The following is a 14481-nucleotide window of genomic DNA, read 5'->3' on the forward strand; positions in this document are numbered from 1 at the left end:
GACCTTGTGCAGGCGGATGCCGAGCTGGTGGCAGGTGTCCTCGTCCAGCCCCAGATCCACCAGGGCTTGCCGCGTGTCGTTGAAGGCCTTGCCGCTGGCGATGATGCCAAAGCGGTCGTTCGGCCCGGCGATCACGTTGTAGTTGAGCTTGTTGGCACGGATGTACGCCAGCGCGGCATACCACTTGTAGTCCATCAGGCGCGCTTCCTGTTCCAGCGGCGCGTCGGGCCAGCGGATGTGCAGGCCGCCAGTCGGCATCTGGAAGTCTTCGGGCAGAATGATCTTCACGCGGTCCGGCTCGACCGACACCGAACTCGACGACTCCACCACTTCCTGGATCGTTTTCATGCCAGCCCAGACGCCCGAAAACCGGCTCATGGCAAAGGCATGCAAGCCCATGTCCAGGATTTCCTGCACGCTCGACGGAAAGAACACCGGCAGGCCGCAGGCCTTGAAAATATGGTCACTCTGGTGCGGCGCGGTCGAGCTTTTGCTCACATGGTCGTCGCCCGCAATCGCAATCACGCCGCCGTGCCTGGCCGTGCCCGCCATGTTGGCATGCTTGAACACGTCCGAGCAGCGGTCCACGCCCGGGCCCTTGCCATACCACATGCCGAACACGCCGTCGAACTTCTTGCTTTGTGGGTACAGGTCGAGCTGCTGCGTGCCCCAGACGGCGGTGGCGCCCAGTTCTTCGTTGACGCCGGGCTGGAACACGATGTTCTGCGCCGCCAGGTGCTTTTTGGCCGCCCACAGCGCCTGGTCATAGCCGCCCAGCGGCGAGCCGCGGTAGCCGCTGATAAAACCGGCGGTGTTCAGGCCCGCCATGGCGTCACGCGTGCGCTGCAGCATGGGCAGGCGAACCAGCGCCTGCACGCCGCTCATGAAGGCGCGGCCGTGGCCGAGTGAATACTTGTCGTCCAGCGTGACGGTTTCCAGCGCTTTGCGGATGTGCTCGGGCAAAGGGGCGTTCATGGTCGTGTCTCCGAATTATTTGTAAGGCTGCCTTGTGGGCAGGTGTCAACGAAGCCCAGCCCGGGTAGGGTCAGACCGCCAATTGAACGCAAAGTGTATGCCGGACGGCCCGATATGTCTTTGCGTTTTTTGCCTGATTTAAGCTATCGCGAGAAAGATTCTTGCTGCAAAATCCTAAAAATGGAAACATTAGACAAGTTCGACATCGCCATCCTGAATGAGTTGCAGCACGATGCGCGCCTGACCAACACCGAGCTGGCGTCCCGCGTGGGCCTGTCGGCCGCGCCCTGCTGGCGGCGCGTGCGGGCGCTCGAAGAGGCGGGTTTCATCACAGGCTACCGGGCCGAGATCAACCGCCACAAGATCGGCCTGGACGTGCTGGCCTTTGTGCGGCTCGACGCCGCCCGCAACTCCGGCGACGTGCTGAAAACCCTCGAAGAAGCCATACGCAAGATCCCCGAAGTCGTCAGTTGTCACTACATCAGCGGCACCGGCACCTTCGAGCTGCAGGTGGTCAGCCGCGACCTCAACACCTTCAGCCAGTTTGCGCGCGACGTGCTGATCAACCTGCCCAACGTGAAGGACCTGCACACCAGCTTTTCGCTGGGCGAGGTCAAGGCCAGCAGCGCGCTGCCGCTCGGGCACCTGATGCGCACCGCACCCGGAAATTCAAGCAAATAAGGGCTGCAACCCACTACCGACGGGCGCAAGCAGCTATTTATTCAATAGCTGCTCAGCCTTCCCGAAAAACAGAAAAGCCCGGCCTCCGCAGGAGACCGGGCAACCGGCTGGGCCGGAATCAGCTTGTTGTTATTCGCCTGACGGCGAAGGGCTTAGCTGCCAATCCTGCCGCCGTCGTTCTTCGTGATCACGATGGTCGCCGAGCGCGGGCGCTTGCCGGCGCCGTAGCCAGCGTTGCTGGGCCACTGGCTGGTGTACTTGGACGGGTCGGCAATGTCGGCCATTTTCGTGCCTTCGCCCGGGTGCTGGATGTTGATAAACATCGCCTTGCCGTCAGGCGTTTCGCACAGGCCGGTGATCTCGCAATCCTTCGCGCCGACCAGGAAGCGCTTGAGCTTATCGGCGCCCGGCGCCTTGCCCACATAGGTGTCCACGTTGAGCGTGCTGGCGTCGGCCTTGGTGTAGCTCAGCGTTTTCTTCGCGCCGTCGCCCACCGCCCCAGGCAGGGCGGCCAGCATCATGCAGTTGGTCACGTCGGTGTAGGCGCCATCGTCGGTCTGGATCCACATGATGCCGGTGGCCGGGCTGAACACCAGGCCGTCCGGGCTGGAGAAGTCCTGGCCATCCGTCAGGCTGGACAGGTTGACGGTCCCTGGTGCGGCGCTGGACTCGGCGCCGAACACATACACGTCCCAGCTGAAGCCGGTGGCTGCGTTGCCGGCCGCACCTTCCCTGACGCGCAGGATATGCCCGTTGGGGTTGCCTTTCTGCACGCTGGCGCCGTTCTTGATGTCGGAGTAGACGCGCGGGTTGGCGCTGTCAGGCGGCATGGTGGCCGAATCGACGGCGCGGTTGCTGTTGTTGGTCAGCGTGAAATAGATCTCGCCGTTGGCGACGTTGGTGGAGCACCACTCCGGGCGGTCCATCTTGGTGGCGCCCACGGCATCGGCGGCCAGACGGGCGTTGACCAGCACATCGGCCTGGTCAGCAAACGCATAACTGGCGTAGCCTGCAATCAGGGTGTTCGTCAAAGCCAGCTCCACCCAATCGCCCTTGCCATCGGCATTGAACTTCGCCACATACAGCTTGCCGCTGTCCAGGTACTTGTCGCCGGTGGTCACGCGGTCGGCGGGGTTGGCGTCGGCAGCAGCCCAGCTGGCGGCGGACACGAACTTGTAGATGTACTCGCCACGCGAGTCGTCGCCCATGTAGACAGCCAGCGGCTGGCCTGCGACCGGCTTGCCGAAGGCCGCGCTCTCGTGGGCGAAGCGACCAAGCGCGGTGCGCTTGCGGGCCGCCTTGGTCTTGTCGTAGGCGTCGATTTCGACGATGTAGCCGAAGGTGTTGATTTCGTTGCGGTAGTCGTCGGCTGCCGCGCCCGTGCCCTGGCTGATCTCCCAGCGGGCGTACTTGTCGGCAGTTCCGGCCGATTCCCAGCCATGACGGCTCGCAGAGCCGGCGTTGCGGCCATAGCGCTTGAGGGCCACCACGCTCTTGGCCGCGGAGCCGCCACGCGTCGTGTCGTCGGTGGTGCTGCGGAAGAAATAGCCGGCCCAGTTTTCCTCACCGGTCAGGAAGGTTCCCCAAGGGGTCTTGCCAGTGCCGCAGTTGTTGATCGTGCCGCGCGTCCTGGTGCCGTCGGGCGAATACTTCGTCACCATCAGGGCATTGCCGCGCGCCGGTCCGCTCAGCTGGATGTTCTCGCTCAGGCTGGTCAGGCGGAAGTTGAAGGCCGAATCCGGCACCGTGGCCCACTTGCCGCTGCTGCTTTTCACTTCCACGACCGAGATGCCGTGGATGGCCGTTTCCTTGTCCACTTCGGCGGCCGGGCGCGGCAGCGTGGAGGTGCCGCCGTCGGCGTGCAGGAAGAAAGAGCTCCTGGTTTCGTCGGTCGTGGCTTCATGGTTCATCGCCAGCAGGCCGCGCGTGGTGGCCGTGGTGGACGGCTTGCCATCGGCGCCGAGGCCGAACCATTCCATGCCATCGTGGTGGTCACCGGCGCGGTTTTCGAAGCCGGTGTCGGTGCCGTCGTTCTTGTAGGCGGCTGTGCTGGCGGTCAGCGGGTCGCCCAGTGCATACAGCACGCTGGCGGTGTAGCCGACCGGAACGGTCACGGTGTCGGCCATGGTTTTGGCCACGGCGGCGAAGCTCAACAGGCTTTCAGTGGCAAGCGCGGGCGCCGGCATGGCGGCCAGGGCGTCGCCACCCCCGCAGGCCGAAACAGCCAGGCCACCCAGCAGGGTCGAGCCCACGGTGCCCACGCCGCCGCGCAGCAGGCCGCGGCGGCTCAGGCGGGCCTGGAGCACGCTGTCAAAACTCGGATTGGCCGAGGTGTTGGAATTCTCGTCGTTGAAATCGATCGGGTGTGTCATCGTCATGTTCTCAGGTTGATCAAGGCAGTCAGCCTGAGGAGCTTAGGTCGGCCTGATGACAATGCCGTGAAGGAACGATGACGATCTGGTGACAGCGGCGCTGCCCGCGCACACATCAGGGAGCCCGCTCAGTTACGCACGCAGCGCGACTCCAGCGGCGGCAGCAAATAGTGCAGCACGGCCTCGCGCCCACCGGCGCCCAAACCAAATTCAGCACGCAGTTGCGGGTTGCTGTAGACCGTCTGCTTGTTGCCCTGGCCGCCGGCGTCGCGGTACAGCAGCTCCGCACCGCGCTTGCTCTGCAGCACGGCGGTGTCGTCCACAAACCTGGCGGTGAACTCGAGGCCCTGCTCGCAGCGGTAAAGCGCTGCGGCCGACGGCCCCTGGCTCGCCGCGCAACCGGCCAGTACCGAGATCCCCATCAACGCCATCAGGGTGCTGACCCGCTTGCCTGGCTGCTTGTTCATACGTATTCTTTCGATGGAGGTTGCGTGTTCATTTGGGCCATAGCACCCAGAGCCGCAGCGGCTGGTTGACACGCGCCGCCATCTGGCCGGCTTCTACGCCTGTGCCTGCGAAATAGTCGGCCCGCACGGCGCCCACAATGGCGCTTCCGGTGTCTTGCGCCAGCACCAGCTTTTGCAGATTGGCCGCGCCGCCGCGGGATGCCAGCCAGACCGGTGTGCCATAGGGAATGCTGCCCGGGTCGACCGCGATGGAGCGGCCCGGCGTGAGCGCCACGCCTTGCGCGCCCTTGGGGCCGAAGGCGGCGTCAAGCTCGCTGAGCGCTTCTTCGCGGAAAAAAATGTAGCGCGGATTGCTCCAGAGCAGCTGCTGCACGCGCTGCGGATTTTGCAGCGCCCAGGCCTTGGTGGCGTCGGGCCAGGGGTTGATTTTGGTGACGCCTTGCGCCAGCAGCCACTGGTTGACACTGCGGTAAGGCTGCTCGTTGGAGCCGGCGAAGGCGACGCGAACCGTGCGCTGCGAGCCGTCAGGCTCGCTGATGGCGAGCCGCCCGGAGCCCTGTATGTGCAGCAGCAATGCGTCGATAGGGTCGGCCACCCAGGCGATTTCGCGCCCTTTCAGCGCTGCCTGGGCCTCGGGCAGGGTGTCGATTTCCTGGCGCGAGAACCAGGGCTTGCGGCTGCCCAGCGTGGCGGGTGCACGGTACAGGGGTGCCTCATTGGCCCCGCCAGACTGCCGGCTCGCCTTGAGCACAGGCTCGAAATAACTGGTGAGCAGCCCTTCCGGCGCGCCTTGCAGGGTCTCTACCCGGTAGGGCTGCAAGCGGGTGAGCATCCAGGCCCGCTGATCTTCACCCGACGCAATGCTCAGGCGCCGAACCTCGCCGCACAGCGGGGCAAAAACCGGACCGGGCCGCTCGCAACTCTTGATCCAGGCGTTCCAGGCTTCAAACAAGCCGTCCTCTTCAAAGCCCGGCAACTCGGCCCAGCGCACCGGGACCCAGCGACTTTTAGCCTGCACCAGGGACGCTGGAAGCGGGCCGGTATCGCCAGGGCGGCTGCCGATGACCGCGGGCACCACCGCGGCCGGAGGCGGCAACGGCGATGCGGTCGGCAGGGGCGGGCTGGCGCAGGCGGTGAGCAGCGCGGCCATGGCGATAATCGACGCCAGCCGCGCTGACCCCGGGGCGCCGATTGACCGTCTTGAAACTGTATTTGCAACCCAAGGAAATGCCATGTCCCTCCTCTTGCTCGAAGCCCTGGGGGCGTTGCTGTTGTTCGTGTTCATTGTGTGGTGGACGATGTTTTCCGGCAGAAAAAAAGGGGAGCTCAAGGACGATTCGCCACCCCCGGCGCCAGACCCGGAAGCTGACAAGAAATAAGCGCCACCGGCTACAAATTGCGCATCAGGTTGGCCAACTCTACGGCTGACTTGACATCCATTTTGTCAAAAACCCGGGCCCGGTGCACTTCCACCGTACGAACGCTGATGTCCAGCTGGTCAGCCACCAGCTTGTTGGGCAGGCCGCCCACGACCAGCCGCATCACATCGAGCTCGCGATCGGTCAGGCCACCGAGCCGCGCCTGCAGGCTGGTGGATTGGCTGTGCAGGGCCAGTGCTGCGGCAGAATGGCCGAGCGCCTGCTCGATCCGGTCCACCAGGGCATTGTCTGAAAATGGCTTTTCACAAAAATCAAAGGCGCCGCGCTTGACCGCATCAACGGCGGTGGGCACATCGGCATGGCCGGTCAAAAAAATCACGGGCAAGGTCGGCAGCAGGCCGTAGGCAATCAGTTTTTCAAACATGGCCAGGCCACTCAGGGCCGCCATCCGCACATCAAGCAAGACGCAGGAGGGCGACTGGACCGAAAACTGCTGCGACACCCTGGCGTCAAAGGCCTCGGCGCTGTCAAAGGTTTCGCTGGTCAGCCGGCGCGAACGCAGCAGCCAGGCCAGCGCATCGCGTACGCCGCTGTCGTCATCCACGATGTACACCGTGGCATTTTTAATCGGTTCCATGGCCAGGCTCCTGGAGGTCGTTGGGCCGCAGCGCGACCGGCAAGGTAAAACTGAAAATCGTACCGCGCGGCTGCACGGCTTCGTAGCCGAGGAAACCGCCATGCTGCTCGATCACGGTGCGGCACAGGCTGAGCCCCAGGCCCATGCCCTCCTCCTTGGTCGTGAAAAAGGGGGTGAACAGCTGCCTGGCCACTTGTTCGGAAATGCCCTCGCCGCAGTCGCTCACCGCAAATTCGACCCATCGGCTGCGTGCATTGGAGGCGGCGGGGCGAATCCGCAGGGTCAGCACTTTCGCACTCCGGCTTGATGCGCCTTGCGCGCCCGGCGCTTCGTCTACGCCCTGCATCGCCTGCATGCCGTTGCGGGACAGGTTGAGCAGCACCTGCTCGACCATGACGGGATCGCACAGCACGGGCGCGCAGGCCGGATCCACCTCAATCACCAGGCGCACCCCCAGCTTGCGGGCCTGCAGGCTCACCAGCGGCATGACGGCATCGAGCAGGACGCGCGGCGCCACGGTCTCACGCACCTGGTCGCGCCGCCGTACAAAATCATGCACGCTTTTGATGACCTTGCCGGCGCGCTCGGCCTGCTCTGCAATGCGGCGCATCGCCAGTTGCAGCTCTTCGGACAAGTGCGGCTCGGGGTGGGCGGCGGTGGCGGGTGCGCCAGCACTGTCAAGCGCATCCTGCAGCAAGTTGAGCGAGCCCGTGGCGTAGCTTGAAATGGCGGCCAGCGGCTGGTTGAGTTCGTGACTCAGCAGCGACGCCATCTCGCCCACCATGGCCAGCCGCGCCGTGGCCTGCAAGCGGTCCTGGCTGGCGCGTGAGACTTCTTCGATCCGGCGCCGCTCGCTCACGTCCAGAATGGCACTCATCCAGCCGGTGTGCTTGCCCACGGCGTTGATCAACGGCGCCTCCATGATCAGCACCGGGAACCGTGTGCCATCTCGCCGCATGAACACCGATTCGTGGCCCTCGCGCGGCAGCGTGTTGCCCGCCAGGCGGATTTCCTGACGCTGCTGGTAGTCACCGGCCAGCTCGGGCGGCCAATAGGGCGAGGGCAGGCTCTGGTTCAGCAGTTCCTTGGCCTCCACGCCCACCATGCTGCAAAAGGCCGGATTGACGTAGGTGATGCGGCCCTGCAGGTCGCGGGCACGCAAGCCGGTCAAGACCGAGTTCTCCATGGCTTTGCGAAAGGCGAGGGCCTCGCCCAGGTCCTCCTCCACCTTCAGGCGCCGCCGCATGTCGCGGGCCAGCAAAAACAGCACGGCCAGCAAGGCCAAAGCCATGGCCGTGACCAGCGCCGTCAGCACATTGGGAAACAGCGCCGGGGTGCCCAGACGGCTTTCCATGCGCAGCACCAGCGTGTTACCCGGCAGATCCAGCAATTGCTGCGCAACATACACTTGGCGACCGCGTGAAGGCGCACCATGCAGCGCCAGCCGCGTGCCATCCGCCTCCGTGAACGACAGGCCGACGCCACGGACCAGTTGCTTGCCCACCAGCTCGGCCAGGATGTCCTGCAGGGCATAGGTGACCACCGTGTAGCCGCTCAGGCGGCCCGCCACCACGATCGGCAGGCACATGTCCAGAACCTCAATGCCCATGCCATCGAATTGAGGCATAAAGTAACTGCGGGAATAAGCCGCCCCGCTCAGGCGGGCCGCCGTGGTGCAGGCCAGGCCGACATCGGCCTCCAGGCTGCTCCGCCCCAGCCGTTCAAACACCGCGCTGCGGTAGGGTGTGTCGACAAATCCAAGTACCTCCATCGCCCCGTTGCGCCATTCCAGCCGCACGACTTCGCGGCGCTCGCGCAGCAGGCCGGCCGCAGACAAATGCCAGGACTCGGGCATGCGCTCGCTCGATGGCAGGGCCTGAAAAGTCTGGATATTGCGGATCAGCCCCGAACGGATGTCGATCACGGCGTCGGCGGCGTCGTGCTCCAGGCGGTTTTGCACCAGGCTGGACTCGTAGCGTCCGGCCAGCCAGACCAGCAGCCCCAGCAGCGCCACCAGCAGCGCCACCAGCAAGGCCCAGAGCGACCAGCGCCGACCGGCCTGCGCGCTTGCAAGGGAAAATTTCACGCGCCCAGCCTCACAACACCCGATGCGCCAACGCGGGAAGGCGATGGCGCACATCGTGCAGCTGGGCGCCCCCCACATCGCCCAGCACCAGCCCCGCGCCCTGCGGCTGCTGCGCCAGAATCTGGCCCCACGGATCGACCAGCATGCTGTGGCCCCAGGTGCGGCGCCCGTTTTCATGGGTGCCACCCTGTGCCGCCGCCACCACATAGGCCAGGTTTTCAATCGCGCGGGCACGCAGCAGCACCTCCCAGTGGGCCTGGCCGGTGGTGTAGGTAAACGCGCTGGGCACCAGCAGCACATCGGCTTTCAGCGCACGGTACAACTCGGGGAAGCGCAGGTCGTAGCACACGCTCATGCCAATGGTGTACACATGGCCGTCGCTGGAGGCCAGTTCAAAGCACACCGGCTGCGTGCCAGGCAGCAGCACACGGGTTTCGTCGTAGTCTTCCTGGCCCTGCGCAAACCTGAACAGGTGGATCTTGTCGTAGCGCGCCACGCACTGGCCCGAGGGCGCATAGGCCAGCGAGCAGTTGCGCGCGCGGCGGGGGTCGCTCGTCGCCATCGGCAGCGTGCCGCCGACAATCCAGAGGCCCAATTCGCGCGCCGACTGGCTCAGAAAATCCTGGATCAGCCCGCTGCCGGCAGTCTCCTGGAGATGGAGTTTGTCGGTGTCCTTCAAGCCCATGATGCAAAAGTATTCGGGCAGCACCGCCAGTTCGGCGCCTTGCGCAGCGGCCCGCGCCAGCCATTGCCTGGCCGTGTCCAGATTGCGCAGCAAATCGGTGCCTGACACCATTTGTATAGCGGCGATTTTCATGGTCAGCGTGTCTCCGAAGGGGCGCCGCCGGCCCGGGCCTTGCGGTCTATCCTGGTGATTCGGGGGTCCGACCAGGTGCCGTCAATATGGAACTCCTGGGTGGCCGCCTCCATCAGGGGTTTGCGAAAAAACATCTGCGCCAGAAAACTGCCCAGGCCAATGGCCGGGTTGATGACCGTGGCAATCAGCGAGGCCGTACCGGCATCGATTTCAGGCACCACCACCACCTTGAGGTCTTGCGTTTCGCGGGCAATGTCGGCACTGCCTTCCATCAGCACGGCGGCATTGACACCGCTCATCTGCAGGTTGTTGGTATGCGCCAGCCCCTGCCTGATATTGACATCGCCGCGAATAAAGTCAAAGGCAAATCCTTCGGAAAACACATCGCGAAAATCCAGCGCCAGACGCCGGGGCAGGGACTGCAGGCTCAGCACGCCCAGCAGCTTGGCGATACCCGGGTCTGCCTTGACAAACTGCCCTGACTCGACATTCACGTTGAACTGCCCGCTCATGCTCGGATAGTCCAGGCTCAGGGGCGAGCCGTTCCAGGCCACCTGGCCTTCGAGCTTGCCCTTGCCGCGGCGTATCACATCGGCCATGCCAAAGCGCGCGAGCAACTGGCCCGAATCGGCAATGTCCAGCCTGAAGTTCAGCACGCTGCGGCGGCGCGCGGCGGGCGACGCGTTCACGGCCACCCAGTTGCCGGTCGCGGTCAGCACGGCTTCGGGCAGGATCATGTTGAACTTGTTCAGGCGCCACTCGCGTGGCGATTCGCCGGCGGAGGCGCTCTGATTGACCGCTTCAATTTCAACGCGCCCCAGCTTCTTGCCGCGCAGCTCCATCGCCTCCACCACAATGTCGAGCGCCGGAATGCTGGCGGGCTGTTCATTCAAAATGGCCTCGACCTCGCTGGCCGTGCTCGCCGCCAGACTCAGCCGTGCCAGCCGCGCGTACACGCGGCCGGCACCCAGGCTGCCGGGCTGGCGGTATTCAACATAGCCATTGAGCTCGGACGCATCGATATTGGCGCGCCAGTTCAAGCCTTCGCGGGATCCGCCCACCACCACGTTGTTCAGCCTGCGCCCTTGCACCAGCAACTCTTTGGTCCGTATGGCCATCACCGTGGGCAGGTAGCCCAGGGTCGCAGTGTCGCCAGCGGGTCCAGTCTGCGGCGTGCTGCCGCCAGGCGCGTCGCCCAGAAGGCGCGTCCAGGCGTCGAGGTCCACCCGGGCCAAGTTGATGTTGGCCGCCACACCGGCTTCGGGCAGCGGCACCGTTTCATCCGCCTCCAGTCCCACGCCTATGCCGCCCCGGATCACACGGGGCTCGGCGCCGCTGACGTCGCGCAGATAGCGCACGGACGCCACGCGCCCGATGCTGAGCGCCAGCTGGTCCTGCAGCGCCTGCCCCGGCGCCAGCGTGCCCGGCACCAGCGCGCTCTCAAAGCGGATCGGCAGCGCGGACTCCGCCGTTTTGTTCAGGGGTGCCGGAAAGTCCAGCGCCATGCCCTGCAGGCTGCTGGACACCATGACCTCGGCATGCCCGCGCCGAAAACCCAGCGACGCCGCGTAGGCCGCGCTGCCACTGGCGTTTTGCGCCATGCGCGACACAAAGCCCATGTCCTGGGCCTGGCGCAGCCCTTCTGCCGACAGCGTGCCCTGCGCGGTGAACGCCACCACGGGCTCGGGCGCCGGCGCGCCCGCCGCCACGCGGGCCAGCTCGCGCATGCCGCCGTCAAAGCGCACCTCGCCCCCGAGCAGCCGCGCCTGGGCGCCAGCCACCCCAAAGCCCCGCTCGGTGACCGTCACCACCCCTTTGAGCTGGCTCAGCTCGGGCGTGCCCGGGGCAAACCGCACGTTGTTGCCGGGCAGGGTGATGCGGCCCGCCACCTGCGAGGCTTCAATTGCATGGATCGGCAGCGTCAGACGATAGCGGTGCTCACCGTTGCCGCTGGCCACGGCCTTGGCCAGCACCTGGCTGGTCATGCCGCTCAGCGGTGAGGTATTGACAAAACCCAGCGCATCGGAAAGTGATCCCTTGATGTCCAGATTCACCTCGACCGTCGCATCGTGCAGCAGGTCGGGAATTCGCGCGCTGCCCTTGACCAGCTGCAGACCCGGCAAACCGGCGACTTTTCCGGACACGCCGTTCACCTCCAGCGCGGCGCGGTTGAACACCAGTTCCCCGTTGAGGTCGGTCAGGGCCGGCCAAGGCGCGGCGCCGGGTGGCTGCAGGGCTTTCGGTACATAGTCCAGTTGCCCGTTGCGTACCTTGGCCGACACCCGGAATTCCCCGTGGGCCGGGTTGGCAAAAGGCAGTTCCCGGAGCGGCCCCAGCACCCTGAACTTCACGTCGCTGACCTGGCCCTGCAGCACGGCATCGCGCACATAATGGCGCGCCTCGGCGGGCAGCACCAGCGGCAAGTAGCGGTGCGCCTGGGCGCCATCGCCCCGGCTCAGGCTGCCCTGCAGGTCCAGCACGCCAGGGAAGCGGTGATCAGGCGACGCCACATCTGCAGGACTGCCCGGCGCTGCGTCTTCGGTATGCCAGCCGACCTGCGCCTGCCCCTGGACGTCGGCATTGGCAAACTGCAGGTTGCGCAGCTGAAGCTCCATTTTCCGGCCCGACAATTTCCAGCGGGCCTGCGCCGACAGGTGATCGAGCGGAATCAGCGAAGCCTCGAAAACGCCCGGCAGATCAAGCGCCCCCTTGAGGATGCTCACGCTGGCCTGGCCACCGCCTTCGGTCAGGTCAAAATCAACCGTGGCGCCGCTGACGCCTGGCCGGCCGGGTGTGGCGTGCGGGGCAGCGCCCGCAGCCGCGCCGGGCGCCACTGCAGGCGCTGCGGCGGCGCTCGGCAGCGCCGCCACGCGCAGGCCCGTCACACGGCCTTTTGCCGCATAGGTGGTGGGGGCATCGAGCGGGCCCTGCCAGCGCGCCTCCAGCGTCTCCACCAGGCCGCCGGGCGAAAATGAGGAGATGAGCCCGTGCGCGCTGCTGCCCAGCGGCAGGCGATTGGCGATCTGGGCCAAGGCCGCCAGATCCAGCTTGTCGGCCTGGAGTTCGCTGTGCTGAGCCACCTTTCCTTCATCGCGGGTGTGCACCAGCGCGACGTTGCCGCCCGGCCACTGCAGGCCGTCCCGGGTGCGAAAGCGCAGGCCCTCGGTGCTGAAGTCAAAGCCGTTGGCGCGCCGCCCGCCACCAATACGGCCCGCCACCGACTCGAAGGCCAGGGGCTCAAGCTTGGCGCCCAGTTTGGCATCCACGTCTTGCAGCACCAGGTCGGCCGTCCCGCCCGTGAGTTTTCCCTTGCTGACATCGGCCCAGGCCCGCAGCGCGCCGTTGCCCCGTATCAGGTCCACGCCCAGCGTGTCGACGCTGACGTACTGCCGGACGCGCGACACGTCGACGCGGCCAGACTCGGCATACAACTGGCCCGACCAGGCGCCAAAATTTCCCGCGTTGCCCGACAACAGCGACTGCCTGAACATGCCGCGCAGGCTGAAGCGCTCACCCCATTCAGCAGGTGGCGTGGCATCGAGCCGCAACAGGTGGCGGCGCCGGGCATTGCGCATCACCCCGTCAACCTGGCGCAAGGCCAGCGGCGGCGCCTGCAGCAACTCGTCGGTCCAGCGTACGGAGCCGCCGCGCAGGACGAACTCGGTCTGCGAGAAAAACCAGTCGGCCACGGCGCCATGGCCGGCGTTCTGGTCCTTTGACACGTCCAGTCCGCCCACGAATATTTTTCCGTCGGCGGTGCGCCGGATGTCCAGTTCGGGCTTGTCAATCAGCAGTTGCTCAAAGCCCAGCCCCCAGAGCGACGACAGCGACAGCGCGCCCACCACGCGCGGCAGCCGCAGGGCTTCCCGCCCTTGCGCGTCAAGCAGGCGCACGTCGTGCAGCTCAAACGAGGGAATCATGCCCTGCGAAAAGCCGCTGATGCGGCCAATGCGAACCGGCACCCCCAGCGCCTTGCTGGCCTCTATTTCAAGCCGCGGACGGAACTCGCCAATTCGCGGCACAATCCAGCCGTGCAGCACCAACCAGCTCAAGCCAAAGAGCAGCCAGGCCGCCGCGACCAGCCACAGCAACCAACGCATGCTCCATGCGATCCAGCGCAGGCGGCGGGATGGCAGGGCTGGCGGGGTGTAAGTCGTGGGCTCCATTGACTGGGGAATTATGACTGCCGTCTAACCTGTCCGCTTGAGGTAGAACCATGAAGTTTGTGAAGTAGTGTGATGACCGCCCTCTCAACTGTTTGCCCGGACACCCCCGCCCCGCCCCAGGCTTCGGCCTATTCCCGTTTTGTCCAGCGCATTCGCCGCCGCTATGCGCAGCAGATGCCGCTGTTGCCTGCAGGTGCGCCGCTGCGTGCCGGCATGCAGACGGCCCTGGATGCGCTGCTGGCGAGCGGGCTTGAAACCGGTGCGGCGCTCCGGGTGCTGCGCCAGCTGGTGCTGGAGCGGCTGGTGGCGCTCGACTGCGACGGCAACTGCGAAAACCAGGCCCCGCTGCGGGTGGTGACCCAGGCCATGACGGAACTGGCCGAACTGGCGCTCGATGTCGCCATGCGGCACTCCAGCGACATGCTCGATGCCGCGCATGGCGCGCCGCAAGCCGAAAGCGGCGGGCGCGCCCAGATGTGGGTGGTCGGCATGGGCAAGCTCGGCGCGCGCGAGCTCAATGTCTCCAGCGACATCGACCTGATCTATGTGTATGACCACGACGGCGAAACCGCGGGCCGCAGCGACGGCCGCGGGCAGATCTCCAACCACGAGTACTTTGCGCGGCAGGTCAGGGCGGTTTTCAGCCTGATCGGCGATGTCACCGAGCACGGCTTTGTGTTCCGCGTCGACCTGGCCCTGCGGCCCAATGGCAACTCGGGCCCCGCCGCCATTTCGCTGAGCGCACTGGAAGACTATTTCCAGGCCCAGGGGCGTGAATGGGAGCGCTTTGCCTGGCTCAAAAGCCGGGTGGTTTCGCCGCTTGAGGGCATACGCAGCGGTTCGGCCCAGGCCTTGCGCGGCTCCGTGCTGCCTTTCGTCTTCAGGCGCTACCTCGACTACA

General features: G+C 65.7%; 9 protein-coding genes and 2 pseudogenes. 3 read left to right on the forward strand and 8 right to left on the reverse strand.

The window, feature by feature from the left end; genetic code table 11:
- Positions 1-975: pseudogene (locus tag Q8K05_RS05435) on the reverse strand (indolepyruvate ferredoxin oxidoreductase family protein); the annotation flags it as partial.
- Positions 976-1155: 180 nt separating this feature from the next.
- On the opposite strand from Q8K05_RS05435, the gene Q8K05_RS05440 reads away from it, so the two are divergent.
- Positions 1156-1656: an Lrp/AsnC family transcriptional regulator gene (locus Q8K05_RS05440; protein ID WP_305245500.1), complete on the forward strand. Its 501-nt coding sequence runs from the start codon at positions 1156-1158 to the stop codon at positions 1654-1656.
- 152 nt (positions 1657-1808) lie between these two features.
- On the opposite strand, the gene Q8K05_RS05445 is transcribed toward Q8K05_RS05440, so the two are convergent.
- The 3 genes from Q8K05_RS05445 to Q8K05_RS05455 form a co-directional block, all read right to left on the reverse strand.
- Positions 1809-4028, reverse strand: coding sequence for a PhoX family phosphatase (locus Q8K05_RS05445; RefSeq protein WP_305245501.1), 2220 nt, complete (start codon positions 4026-4028; stop codon positions 1809-1811).
- A gap of 128 nt (positions 4029-4156) precedes the next feature.
- Complete coding sequence (locus Q8K05_RS05450) at positions 4157-4495, reverse strand: hypothetical protein (protein ID WP_305245502.1); 339 nt, start codon at positions 4493-4495, stop codon at positions 4157-4159.
- 28 nt (positions 4496-4523) lie between these two features.
- Entirely contained in the window at positions 4524-5645 is a 1122-nt protein-coding gene (locus Q8K05_RS05455; protein WP_370868775.1) for a murein transglycosylase A, read from the reverse strand.
- Between the two features lie 82 nt (positions 5646-5727).
- Here Q8K05_RS05455 and Q8K05_RS05460 point away from each other — a divergent pair, with 82 nt between their 5' ends.
- Positions 5728-5874, forward strand: coding sequence for a hypothetical protein (locus Q8K05_RS05460; protein ID WP_305245504.1), 147 nt, complete (start codon positions 5728-5730; stop codon positions 5872-5874).
- 10 nt (positions 5875-5884) lie between these two features.
- On the opposite strand, the gene Q8K05_RS05465 is transcribed toward Q8K05_RS05460, so the two are convergent.
- The 4 genes from Q8K05_RS05465 to Q8K05_RS05480 are packed head-to-tail and all read right to left on the reverse strand — an operon-like array spanning position 5885 to position 13580.
- Positions 5885-6511 carry a response regulator transcription factor gene (locus tag Q8K05_RS05465; RefSeq protein WP_305245505.1) on the reverse strand — a complete coding sequence of 209 codons (627 nt, stop codon included), beginning with the start codon at positions 6509-6511 and terminating at the stop codon, positions 5885-5887.
- Entirely contained in the window at positions 6498-8597 is a 2100-nt protein-coding gene (locus Q8K05_RS05470; protein WP_305245506.1) for a nitrogen regulation protein NR(II), read from the reverse strand. Before Q8K05_RS05470 ends, Q8K05_RS05465 begins: the two co-directional genes overlap by 14 nt.
- A gap of 10 nt (positions 8598-8607) precedes the next feature.
- Positions 8608-9414, reverse strand: coding sequence for a carbon-nitrogen hydrolase family protein (locus Q8K05_RS05475; protein WP_305245507.1), 807 nt, complete (start codon positions 9412-9414; stop codon positions 8608-8610).
- Between the two features lie 2 nt (positions 9415-9416).
- A complete protein-coding gene (locus tag Q8K05_RS05480) occupies positions 9417-13580 on the reverse strand; it encodes a YhdP family protein (RefSeq protein ID WP_305245508.1) in 4164 nt (1387 codons plus the stop codon).
- A 72-nt stretch (positions 13581-13652) separates the two neighbouring features.
- On the opposite strand from Q8K05_RS05480, the pseudogene Q8K05_RS05485 reads away from it, so the two are divergent.
- A pseudogene (locus Q8K05_RS05485) lies at positions 13653-14481 on the forward strand (glutamine-synthetase adenylyltransferase); the annotation flags it as partial.

Source organism: Polaromonas sp. (genome assembly GCF_030682935.1).
Taxonomy (GTDB): domain Bacteria; phylum Pseudomonadota; class Gammaproteobacteria; order Burkholderiales; family Burkholderiaceae_C; genus Polaromonas.

Excerpts from the sequence above, each read along its gene's own strand:
- Q8K05_RS05460 (WP_305245504.1), top strand. The coding sequence starts at position 5,728 with ATGTCCCTCCTCTTGCTCGAAGCCCTGGGGGCGTTGCTGTTGTTCGTG.
- Q8K05_RS05450 (WP_305245502.1), bottom strand. The coding sequence starts at position 4,495 with ATGAACAAGCAGCCAGGCAAGCGGGTCAGCACCCTGATGGCGTTGATG.
- Q8K05_RS05445 (WP_305245501.1), bottom strand. The coding sequence starts at position 4,028 with ATGACACACCCGATCGATTTCAACGACGAGAATTCCAACACCTCGGCC.
- Q8K05_RS05440 (WP_305245500.1), top strand. The coding sequence starts at position 1,156 with ATGGAAACATTAGACAAGTTCGACATCGCCATCCTGAATGAGTTGCAG.
- Q8K05_RS05475 (WP_305245507.1), bottom strand. The coding sequence starts at position 9,414 with ATGAAAATCGCCGCTATACAAATGGTGTCAGGCACCGATTTGCTGCGC.
- Q8K05_RS05465 (WP_305245505.1), bottom strand. The coding sequence starts at position 6,511 with ATGGAACCGATTAAAAATGCCACGGTGTACATCGTGGATGACGACAGC.
- Q8K05_RS05480 (WP_305245508.1), bottom strand. The coding sequence starts at position 13,580 with ATGGAGCCCACGACTTACACCCCGCCAGCCCTGCCATCCCGCCGCCTG.
- Q8K05_RS05455 (WP_370868775.1), bottom strand. The coding sequence starts at position 5,645 with ATGGCCGCGCTGCTCACCGCCTGCGCCAGCCCGCCCCTGCCGACCGCA.